The sequence below is a fragment of the Vibrio sp. 10N.261.51.C6 genome (assembly GCF_041471785.1).
Lineage (GTDB): Bacteria > Pseudomonadota > Gammaproteobacteria > Enterobacterales > Vibrionaceae > Vibrio > Vibrio crassostreae_C.
This window is the reverse complement of record NZ_JBFRPB010000123.1, coordinates 1-8,512: the sequence shown is the minus strand read 5'-3', so window position 1 is coordinate 8,512 and position 8,512 is coordinate 1. Positions and strand designations below refer to the sequence as shown.

At 44.4% G+C, this 8,512-nt stretch carries 7 protein-coding genes and 1 pseudogene; 3 read left to right on the top strand and 5 right to left on the bottom strand.

All coding sequences use genetic code 11. The features are described from left to right. The 4 genes and pseudogenes from AB4375_RS21425 to AB4375_RS21410 all read right to left on the bottom strand — a co-directional run. Positions 1–440 (bottom strand): IS5 family transposase (locus tag AB4375_RS21425; protein ID WP_372052486.1); only part of this gene is annotated, 440 nt, incomplete at its 3' end. 77 nt (positions 441–517) lie between these two features. Then, positions 518–658: pseudogene (locus AB4375_RS21420) on the bottom strand (MFS transporter); the annotation flags it as partial. Continuing rightward, complete coding sequence (locus tag AB4375_RS21415) at positions 648–1,796, bottom strand: phosphotransferase (protein WP_372052485.1); 1,149 nt, start codon at positions 1,794–1,796, stop codon at positions 648–650. The gene AB4375_RS21415 and the pseudogene AB4375_RS21420, both read right to left, overlap by 11 nt. Positions 1,797–1,807: 11 nt before the next feature. Beyond that, the gene (locus AB4375_RS21410) at positions 1,808–2,092 is read right to left on the bottom strand and encodes a GNAT family N-acetyltransferase (RefSeq protein ID WP_017065024.1); all 285 of its coding nucleotides are present in this window, start codon (positions 2,090–2,092) and stop codon (positions 1,808–1,810) included. Between the two features lie 274 nt (positions 2,093–2,366). Here AB4375_RS21410 and AB4375_RS21405 point away from each other — a divergent pair, with 274 nt between their 5' ends. Continuing rightward, entirely contained in the window at positions 2,367–3,113 is a 747-nt protein-coding gene (locus AB4375_RS21405; RefSeq protein ID WP_017065025.1) for a flagellar brake protein, read from the top strand. Positions 3,114–3,305: 192 nt separating this feature from the next. Here the strand turns inward: AB4375_RS21405 and AB4375_RS21400 are convergent, their stop codons facing one another. Continuing rightward, entirely contained in the window at positions 3,306–5,666 is a 2,361-nt protein-coding gene (locus AB4375_RS21400; RefSeq protein WP_017061577.1) for a Lon protease family protein, read from the bottom strand. Between the two features lie 240 nt (positions 5,667–5,906). On the opposite strand from AB4375_RS21400, the gene AB4375_RS21395 reads away from it, so the two are divergent. Beyond that, positions 5,907–6,401, top strand: coding sequence for a hypothetical protein (locus tag AB4375_RS21395; RefSeq protein WP_017068585.1), 495 nt, complete (start codon positions 5,907–5,909; stop codon positions 6,399–6,401). Between the two features lie 12 nt (positions 6,402–6,413). After that, entirely contained in the window at positions 6,414–8,042 is a 1,629-nt protein-coding gene (locus tag AB4375_RS21390) for an ABC transporter ATP-binding protein (RefSeq protein WP_372052483.1), read from the top strand. Positions 8,043–8,512 lie beyond the last annotated feature (470 nt).

Here is an 8,512-nt window from a genome sequence, read left to right as displayed (position 1 = left end):
CGCCAAACTCGACGCTTCCCTTCAGTACCATGTTTTTTTACTTTCCATTCACCTTCACCGTAGACCTTTAGCCCTGTTGCATCAATGGCTAAATGCTGTATTGCGCCTCGGGTCTTTGTCTTGAATGACACATTAACCGTTTTGGCTGGTTTACTGATGCATGAATAATGAGGACATGACAACGGGAGTTGAGCGAGTTTGAAAACAGAATCGATGAATCCTTGTAACGCTCTCAACGGCATCGCGAATACTCGTTTAACCATGAGGGCGGTCGTAATGGCTAAGTCACTAAACAATCGAGGTCGACCTCGTTTACCTTGCTTGAGTTGCTTCCACTGTTGAATCGCTTCCTCATCAATCCAGAATGTCAGTGAACCATGATTGATTAGGGCTTGGTTATATTGTTTCCAGTTAGTTGTTCTGTAGCGAGGCTTTGGCATTGCTCTAAGTATGTGAGTGAACTTAGATGATCTGATCGTAGCTTTAAGCATTAGTTCCCTGATTTAGGAAACAAAGCCTCGGCGCCATCAAAGTTCGCTTTCTCAATCACGAAGTTATTAAGCAGAGCCATCCAGCTCGAAAACGCGATCGGTACAACAATCGAAATCAGTAATAAAAAGTTTTGCGGCGTTTTCCAGCTCGCGGTTCTATCGAACATTGACGGACTCCTGTTCGTCTAATTGAGTGAGCACTCGTAAGGTCAACTGCTCAGTATAAGGGTTAATCTTCCAATGCTCTGGGCTCCAGCCTTTTACGAAACGTTGGAAATCGGCCCACGCCACGTAAAACATTGGTCGCCATGCTGCTTCTACCTCATCAAATGAAAGGTGTGGCTGATAGTACGCCAATGCCTCTTTCAAGTAGTGGAAGTAAGCATCTAGTACTTCTGATTCAAGCTCTGCGCAATCTTGTGGCCTAATCGCGCTGCTCATGAACAAGGCGACGTCTTTCATCGCACAGCCGTAACCCACATATTGGAAATCGACCGCAGCTGCTCGCTCGCTTTCAGAATCAAAACAAAAATTGGCGAGCTTGGCATCGCCATGTACCAAGGTTTGATATGGAGATTCTTTTAGTAAACGGTCGATGTGCTTGGCTTGGTTCTTCAATGGTAAATCAGCCAAGGCATTGAGCTCATCAGGACGTGTATTTAGATGCCAATAAGTACCGACTTGCCACAATGATGACAACTGCTCTTGATTGATATTGATGTGCTTTACGTGAAAGTTAGCGAGCCATTTAAGGCAAGCATTACGTTGTTTTTGCTCTTCTCGTGTGTAACTAGGTGCCTGATAGTCAGAAGCTGCAAGTACATCAAACTGAGAGGTTAACGGAAAACCTATATCCGCTAAGTCTTGCATCACTATCAGCCACTCATTCTCTTCTAGTTCACATTGCAGCCCAACAGGTACAGGGCAACGCTCATCCCATTCTTGAGTGAACGATTGATACCAAGCTGTTTCCACTTGGTAAGAGTGTACCTTTCGTTGGTGAGAGAGTTTGGTATTCCAACCCTTTGGGTGTTCAGCTTTATCTGGCAACGCGACATGTTTAACAATCACACTCTTGAGTTCCGCACTGCTTTCTTGAGAAAAGACTAAGCGAACTAACTCGCCATATCCACCCCATAGGCGTTGAATCACTTGGACATCAAACCCTTCATGACAACCCAGCGAGGTCGCTATTTTTTGATAAAGCTCATTTTGATAAAACTCTTGTTGATAAAGCTCTGGCTGATTTTGACTTGAACCCGCTTCAGGTTGAGCTCGATTATTCGACGATATTGATTGAGACATATTACTCGTTGTTATGCTTTATCGGATAGAAGGTGTGACCACTGTGGCTGCCTATTCATGTAGTGAACCACATAGCTACAAACCGGCACAATTTTGAAGCCCGCTTGTTCAATTTCAGGCAATACCGACTCCATCATCGCCTTACCAAAGCCCTTGCCTTGCAGTTCATCAGGGATTCGAGTTGAGGTGATATGCAGTACATCGCCATCCTTTTTATACTTAACTACCGCAAACTGATCTGGTTCTAACTCAACCGTGATCTGGTTCACATCTTGATCCCATTTAACTGCCTGCATTCTCAACTCCTGCAAATAATGGATACGACAAACAATTAAAGTTTGAAGTATGAATTCCTTGTAATAAACTAACGCAAGTGCATATAAATAAAACTAAGTACTTACAAACACAGCAAATAATTCAGTGCAATCGGCTTAATATAAAATCAGCAATGATAAAAGGCACTCTATAAATCTATGTGAGTACGTCCACTAAATCTAGCACGTAATAACCCCTTGTTAGCAAGTTACCAGTATAACTAACAGACGCATGTTGGCGCATGGAGAACATATAATGAACGCACCCCTGAAGAAGCCTTTGGAGCATAATCAGGCACTTCAAGACCCTCGTAATCGCACCGTTTCCACTATCAATAGCACTGATGCACTGGCCATGATTGAGCACGGCAGTGAGCTGACATTAAATGTCTCGACTCCCGTTGGCACGAAGTTTCTCGCCACCACCAAGTTTATCGGAACGCACAGTGATAACTGTATTGTGGTTGAGGTTCCCGAGGTATCCAATGAAGATCTGAACTTTTTCTTTCAAGAAGGTTTTTGGATGACCGCTCGTGCGTATTCTCTACGAGGTGAAGGCGCGCTTATCCACTTTAGAAGCCAAATTCACCATAAGATTGGTGAACCCTTCCCTATTCTAGTGCTGTCTACACCAAGCACGATGCAAGTGACACAGCTACGTAAAGAAACACGCTATGAAGTGAATCTGGCTTCAAGAATCATCTTCAACGACCAGCGAGCAAACTGTGAGATAAGAGACTTATCGAAAAGTGGTTGTCGTTTCGTTACCTCACCAACCTCTCGTGCGATTCAGATTGCCGATCGCGTGTCTATTGAGATAACCCCTGAGAACTACAACGGACCACTGATTCCGCCATTGCGAGGCATCGTCTGCAATCTACAGAAATCGACACACTACGCTCGATACGGTGTCGAATTTGATGATATTGGCCGAGCTAACGCCAAACACTTGTTGGCAAAACTGAAGTTCGATGGCACCAAGCTTTGCTTACGAAATGGGTAACGCCTTTTAACACGCGACTTTCACCGAATACAGCAAGCTGATCAAATACAAATAGCTCACTGGTAAACCAAATCGTAACCAACAAAAAAGCCATCGACTCTAGAATCGATGGCTTTTGCGTTTTAGCTGTTTATCTGTTTGTTTATCTATCTATTTAGCTTAGCTATTAAACTGTGTATCTAGATATTCAAACTATTTGCGCAGTGCGTTCAGTTTAGCTTGGGCGATACCAAATATAGTATCAATTGGATAACTACCCTCATCACTCGCCTCACCTGCGGCTTTGCCTGTGAACAGTTCAATCGCTTCTGTTACATGGTCAATCGCCCAGATATTAAACTCGCCCTTTTCAACCGCTTTCACAATATCGCTACGCAGCATCAGGTTGTGAACATTTGAACGCGGGATGATCACCCCTTGTTCGTTTGAACGCCCTTTGATTTCACACACATCAAAGAAACCTTCAATTTTCTCGTTCACACCACCAATTGGCTGAGACTCACCAAACTGGTTCATCGAGCCTGTAATTGCGATATCTTGACGGTTTGGTTGCTTAGAGAACGCTGATACGACCGCACAGAACTCGGCCATACTCGCACTGTCACCATCGACGCCACCATACGATTGCTCGAAGGTGATGTTAGTGGTGAGCGGGACTTTGGCTGTCTTACCAAATACGGAAGAAAGGTAAGCCGACAAGATCATCACGCCTTTTGAGTGAATACTGCCACCTAGGTCTACGTTTCTTTCAATATCAATCACTTCACCATCACCGTAAGCGGTGGTTGCCGTGATTCGGTTCGGCGCACCAAACATATGATCCGTCGTGCTGAGTACAGACAGCGCATTCACTTGCCCAACCGCTTGACCATCAACATGGATTAGCGTTGTGCCGTTAGTGAAGGTTTCCATCACGCTGTCTTGCAGTCGTCCGACACGCATCTGTTGGTTAGATAACGCTTGGTCAACGTGCGTTGCACGAATCAGGTTCGATTTTGAGCCTCTCGCCACGTAGTTTGATTCACGAAGCAGATTAGCAATGTGAGCAGAGTGCAGAGACAATTTACCTTGGTCACCCGCCTGACGAGAGCTGTGCTCAATGATGCGAGCGATCGCTTTGCGATCACAATGCAGCATGTTGTTGTCGTGCACGATGCTCGAAATAAAGCGCGCGTAATGCATTTCAGAATCGGGAGTACGCTTCATCTCATCTTCAAAATCGGCCGTTACACGGAACAGTTCACCAAACTCTGCATCGTAGTGTTGCAGCAGTTGGTAAGTTCGGTAATCGCCAAACAGGATGATCTTAACATCCAATGGAATCGGTTCTGGATCAAGCGATACCGCCCCCGTTAAGGTCACCTCTTTTTCTAATGAAGTGAAGCTCAATTGACGTGAACGCAGTGCTCGTTTCAAGCCTTCCCAAACGTACGGTTGCTCAAGTACCTTTACTGCATCCATCAGTAATACGCCACCGTTGGCTCTGTGTAAGCTACCTGCGCGAATCAATGAGAAGTCAGTAAATACGGTGCCCTTGAACGTTGCCGTTTCTACATAGCCAAACAGAGAGTGATAATTTGGATTCTCTTCCACCACGATCGGCAGAGTCTCCTCCTTTTGGCTCACAATCACGTTAACCTTGTAGCGACGCGGCATTTTCTTATCCAAAGAGGCCGTTGCAACTTCTGCTTGCTCCGTGCTCTCTTCTAAAAAGATGTCAGCGTTGTCGACAATGTCTTTACGCAGTGCCGTTAGGTACTTTTTGATGTCTGGATATTGGCTGTAATCCTTCTTCAATTGCTTGATGAAGTGAGTGATCACATCTCGCGCCGTATCATCATTCAGCTTTTGAATTTTCTCAGTGTACGTCTCTTCAAGTTCCGTCAGTTCACGAGAGATGGTTCGTAGGCCGACTTCCAATCCATCAATGGTTTTATCAAATTGATCTTGTTCTTCCGGCGAAAGCAGATCGAAGCTCTCTTCGGTATGAAGATCATCCCCATTCATGGCCACAAACTGGTAATCACCCTGAGTGGTGATCGTCAGGTTAATGCCCTTGTCTTTCGCTTCTTGGCTAATGCTTTCTAACGCGGCTTGTTGCTTAGCTGCTAATTGGTTTTTAAGCCTATCAGCACGGCTAAAGTACATCTCGTTATCAAACGCTAGAGGCATACCTTTCAGCAATTTACGCATTAGCTTTTCAATATCTTGCTTTAAGCTGCTGCCAACGCCACGAGGTAATTTCAGTACCTTAGGTGTACGAATATCTTCAAAGTTCGCGATATAACACCAATCAAAAAGCTCCTGCACTTCTTGAGGGTGACGGTTCAGATAGCGCAAGATCATGGTGCGTTTACCCAGACCATTTCGCCCTATCGCATAAATGTTGTAACCCTTTTCCTTGATTGACATCGCGAACTCAACGGCTTTTTGTGCCCGTTCCTGCCCGACGATTTCGTCAATTGGAGCCAGTTCTTTGGTCGACTTACATGGTAGCTTATCTAAATCCGCTACCTGATACAGCTGTTCTGTATTGAGTCTTTGCATCGCCATCGCCGCCTCCTTAGTCCTTCATTACTTGGGTGTAGATAAAATCAGTGTAGATGTAATTTCCTACAAATTTAGTGACTTACGCTACACAGCTGTTCAACTGAACAAATAACACACAATTCAAGCCATTTTTAGGAATAGCTCGTCATTTAATTCACCAACTTAACATGTGAATGATTTTAATTTGCAATTGATAACAAATATCATTAACATTTTCTGATATTATAAATTGAGGATGTGGATATGGAAATTGAACGATGCTGGATGCACTACCTAAAAGCTGAACAGTTAATGGAACAAGGTCACTGGCCAGAAGCACAACGCCTTTATGGTGATGTTCTAACCTCACTTCCTCATCACATCCAAGATGCAGCATACCAAAGCGATATCAAGCCTTGCCAATTTGCCTGCTTGCTTGCCGGGTTAAGAGACGCGAGCGTCGCTCAATCAGAGATACTCAACCGATTAGGTCAGCACCAACAAGCCTTCGATACCTTGAATCAATCTTACGCTCTGATGCAATTTATCTCTCTGGAGAACACTGAGCTGATTCAACGTACCTTTGGGTTATTGGAAAAGCAGAGCGAAGGTTTGCTCAATCACCTGATCGCTTTTTGCAGCGCTCAGCGCAGTTCGCATTGGATGCTCGAACTAGAACAAATTCAACGTGCTCATCACCATTTTGGGCAACTTAAAACAACGTCAGAAGTTCAATCTTCACCTAATGTCTTAAATTGATAAGGATATATCATGTCGGACCGGGCCATACTTAAAGTCAATAACCTCTCCGTTAGCTTCACAACCAATGATGGAATCATTGATGCGGTAAAAAAGGTTAACTTTACCCTTAATTCTAGCGAAACCTTGGCCATTGTTGGTGAATCAGGTTCAGGTAAATCAGTCTCTTCTAACGCACTCATGCGTTTGCTCCCTGATAACGCCATCATTGATGCTCAATCTGAAATAGAATTTGAGGGGCAATCAATACTTGGCAAGACTGAACGAGAAATGCAGTCGATTCGTGGCGACAGAATCGGCATGATCTTTCAGGAACCGATGACCTCTCTCAACCCATACCTGCGCGTGGGCACACAAGTGGCAGAAGCCATTATGTGTCACCGCAATGTATCGAAATCAAAAGCAAAACAGCGTGTGCTAGAGCTCTTCAACCTTGTGCATTTACCAATGCCAGAACAGGCTTACAACAAGTATCCGCATGAGTTTTCAGGCGGTCAGTTGCAGCGCATCATGATTGCAATGGCTTTGATCAACGAGCCCGATATTTTGATTGCCGACGAACCCACCACCGCATTGGATGTGACCGTACAAGCGGAAGTGCTTTCTCTTATCAAAGAAATCCAAAACAAAATGGGCATGGCAATTTTGTTCATCACCCATGACCTTGGCGTCGTGAAACATTTTGCCGACCGTGTTTTGGTGATGTGCAAAGGTGAGCTAGTTGAAGAAGGGATGACTCAAGCCTTATTCGAGAATCCAAGACACGATTACACACGCATGCTGATTAACTCGATTCCTAAAGGCGCTAAGGTTCCTGTTGAGGCGTCAGCCCCAGAGCTATTGTCTGCTGACGACATCCGAGTTCAGTTCTTGGTTAAATCACATTTCATCAAGAGTAAAAGTCAGTACTTCGAAGCCGTAAAAGGCATTTCGTTGAATCTTAAACAAGGCGAAACGCTAGGCATTGTGGGTGAATCTGGTTCAGGTAAATCAACCCTTGGACGTGCATTAATCGGCTTGCTGCCGAGTACCGGACGTATTGTTTACAAAGGCCAAGACGTTAGCTTATTAAATGATAAAGAGCGTCACAAGCTCAAGAAAGATGTCCAAATGGTGTTCCAAGATCCTTATGGTTCTTTATCACCACGCATGACTGTTGGGGAAATCATCACCGAAGGCTTAACGGTGCATCAACCTCATCTATCCAAGCAAGAACGTTTAGAAAGAGCGCACAAAGCATTGATTGAAGTTCGCTTAGAGCCGAATTCAATAAACCGTTATCCACATGAGTTCTCTGGCGGGCAAAGACAACGTATCGCGATTGCTCGCGCACTGATTCTAGAGCCCTCTTTCATTTTGCTGGATGAACCGACTTCAGCACTCGATCGCTCTGTACAACTGACCGTGATTGACCTGCTGAAAGACATTCAAGCCAAGCACAATATCGGCTTCCTGTTCATCAGCCACGATCTCTCGGTAGTGAAAGCACTGTCGGATCGCGTACTGGTGATGCAGAAGGGCGAAGTAATGGAAGAAGGGTCTGCAGAAGAGATTTTCAATGCGCCGAAAAACAACTACACCAAGAAATTAATCGCTGCGTCATTCGACTTAGAAGATAAATCGAAAAAAAATGCCGCATAAAGGGAACTAATCAACATTAACAGCGTCTTATAATTACATTCTGAATAACCTCCTAATGGATTGAAATCTAGAATGGATATAGCAAAACTGGTTTGGCCGCCAAAAGAGAAATGTCGCATGGATGCGACATTTTTCGTTTCTGGCGTATATGAAAAATCAACTCAGTGATTCATGCCGGTGATTATGAAGGTCTGATCAAGTTTAAACAGGGTTAACTGATAGTCGGATCACAGCCGCAGAGCGGCTTCGTTCAACTCGTTTTTGGACATTTATTTGCCAGCGCTTTCGTTAAATTAGCAAACCATCAATAACCACAGGTACGGCAAAACAAAAAAAGCCACTTTCCAGAGTAGGGAAAGTGGCCATGTATAAGTGGCTTAAATAACAATAATGTTTTACTTAGCTAGCATATGCAATCAAGTTAAACGGGCAGCTGTCGCTAAAAATGATAATTGTCGGATAGACGGCAC

Bases quoted from the DNA above. Each gene is read 5' to 3' on its own strand.
- AB4375_RS21390 (WP_372052483.1), top strand. From the start codon at position 6,414: ATGTCGGACCGGGCCATACTTAAAGTCAATAACCTCTCCGTTAGCTTC.
- AB4375_RS21415 (WP_372052485.1), bottom strand. From the start codon at position 1,796: ATGTCTCAATCAATATCGTCGAATAATCGAGCTCAACCTGAAGCGGGT.
- AB4375_RS21405 (WP_017065025.1), top strand. From the start codon at position 2,367: ATGAACGCACCCCTGAAGAAGCCTTTGGAGCATAATCAGGCACTTCAA.
- AB4375_RS21395 (WP_017068585.1), top strand. From the start codon at position 5,907: ATGGAAATTGAACGATGCTGGATGCACTACCTAAAAGCTGAACAGTTA.
- AB4375_RS21400 (WP_017061577.1), bottom strand. From the start codon at position 5,666: ATGGCGATGCAAAGACTCAATACAGAACAGCTGTATCAGGTAGCGGAT.
- AB4375_RS21410 (WP_017065024.1), bottom strand. From the start codon at position 2,092: ATGCAGGCAGTTAAATGGGATCAAGATGTGAACCAGATCACGGTTGAG.